The organism is Streptomyces niveiscabiei, from assembly GCF_001419795.1.
GTDB classification, from domain to species: domain Bacteria; phylum Actinomycetota; class Actinomycetes; order Streptomycetales; family Streptomycetaceae; genus Streptomyces; species Streptomyces niveiscabiei.
In genome coordinates this window covers 1-1,678 of record NZ_LIRL01000023.1, presented here as the reverse complement: position 1 = coordinate 1,678, position 1,678 = coordinate 1, and the positions used below count along the sequence as shown (strand labels likewise).

Annotated in this window: 1 protein-coding gene; it reads right to left on the bottom strand. The window is 73.0% G+C overall.

Features of this window, described 5'->3' with window-relative positions:
• Positions 1-1,678 (bottom strand): glycoside hydrolase family 3 protein (locus tag AOK24_RS01485; protein ID WP_055718206.1); only part of this gene is annotated, 1,678 nt, incomplete at both ends.

Sequence of the window (1,678 nt, the reverse complement as noted above, 5' to 3'; positions counted from 1 at the left end):
CGTGTACGACAGCCCGTGCCCGAAGGGGAACAGCGGGCGCACGCCCTGCGCGTCGTACCAGCGGTAGCCCGTGTGCACGCCCTCCGAGTACTCGACGACCCCGTCCGCGCCGGGGTAGCGCCGCGCGTCCCCGGCGACGGGGTGGTGCGTGTCGTCGACGGGGAACGACTGGGTGAGCCGCCCGCCCGGGTCGCAGTCCCCGGCGAGGACGGCGGCCGTCGCGGCGGCGCCCTCCTGGCCGGGGTAGTACATCTGGAGCACGGCGCCGGTCCGCTCCAGCCACGGCATGGCCGTCGCGGAGGACGTGTTCAGGACGACGGTCGTACGCGGGTTGGCCTCGGTCACCGCCTCGATCAGGCGCTCCTGGTTGCCGGGGAGGGCGAGGGTCGTGCGGTCGAGGGACTCGGTGGCGTCCTCGTACGCGAACAGGACGACCTGGTCGGCGGCGCGGGCCACGGCCACGGCTTCGGCGACGTCCCGCGCGCGGGTCGCTTCCGTGATGTGCCGGAGGTGGAAGCGCTGTCCGCCCGTGATCTTGAGCGTGTGTTCGCCGGGTGCGAGGTGTCGTGTGGCGCGGCGGACGGTCATGCCGTCGGGGGCGGTGGTCGTGAGGCCGCCGACGAAGTACTCGCTCCAGCCGGGGGCGAGCGGGAAGAGTTCCTCGCCGTCGAGGAGGACTTTCGGCCGTTCGACCGGGGATCCGGTGAAGTGCAGGACGAAGGTGTGCTCGCCCTCGCCGGTGAACACGCCCGACTCGCCGAGCGCCAGGTCCTTCCCGAACAGGTCCTCCCCGAGCGCGTACGTCACCTCCCCCATCCGCCGCCTGATCGCCGCGAGCGGGCTCTGCGCGCCCGCGCTGACGACGTGCGCGCTGCCCCCGCCGCTGACGAAGGGGTAGTCGGCGCTGGCCCCGATCACCGCGACCGACCCGGCGCGCAGGGGCAGGGTCCCGTTCACGTTGCGCAGCAGGGTCGCCCCCGCCTTGGCGACCTCCAGCGCGACGGCCGCGCCCGCATCGGCGTCCCGCGCGGGCCGTACGGCTCCGTCGAAGTGCCCGAACCGCTCCCGTACGGCGAGGATCCGCCGTACCGCCCGGTCGACGTACGCCTCCGGGACCTCCCCGCTGGTGACCGCCGCCTTCAGCGCGGCCCCGAAGTGCGCACCGTCCGGCATCTCCATGTCGAGCCCGGCCCGCAGGGAGGCGGCGGTGCTGTGCGCGGCGTTCCAGTCGGTCATGACCCAGCCGGTGAAGCCCCAGCGGTCGCGCAGGAGGCCGGTGAGGAGGCGCTCGTTCTCGCAGGCGTAGGTGCCGTCGACCTTGTTGTAGGCGCCCATGACACAACCGACGCGGGCGGCGACGGCGGCTTCGAAACCCCGCGACTCGACCTCGTACAGCGTCTGTTCGTCGACCCTGACGTCGACGTTCTCGCGGTCCGCCTCCTGGTTGTTCAGCGCGAAGTGCTTGACCGTGGCGATCAGCCCCTCGCCCTGGATGCCCTCGATCTCGGCGGCGACGAGATCGGCGGCGAGCAGCGGGTCCTCGGTGAACGTCTCGAAGTTCCGGCCCCCGTACGGGGTACGCAGCAGGTTGACCATCGGCGAGAGCAGCACGTCCTGCCCGAGCGCCCGCCCCTCACGCCCGATGACCTGCCCGTACCGGCGCGCGAGGTCCGGATCG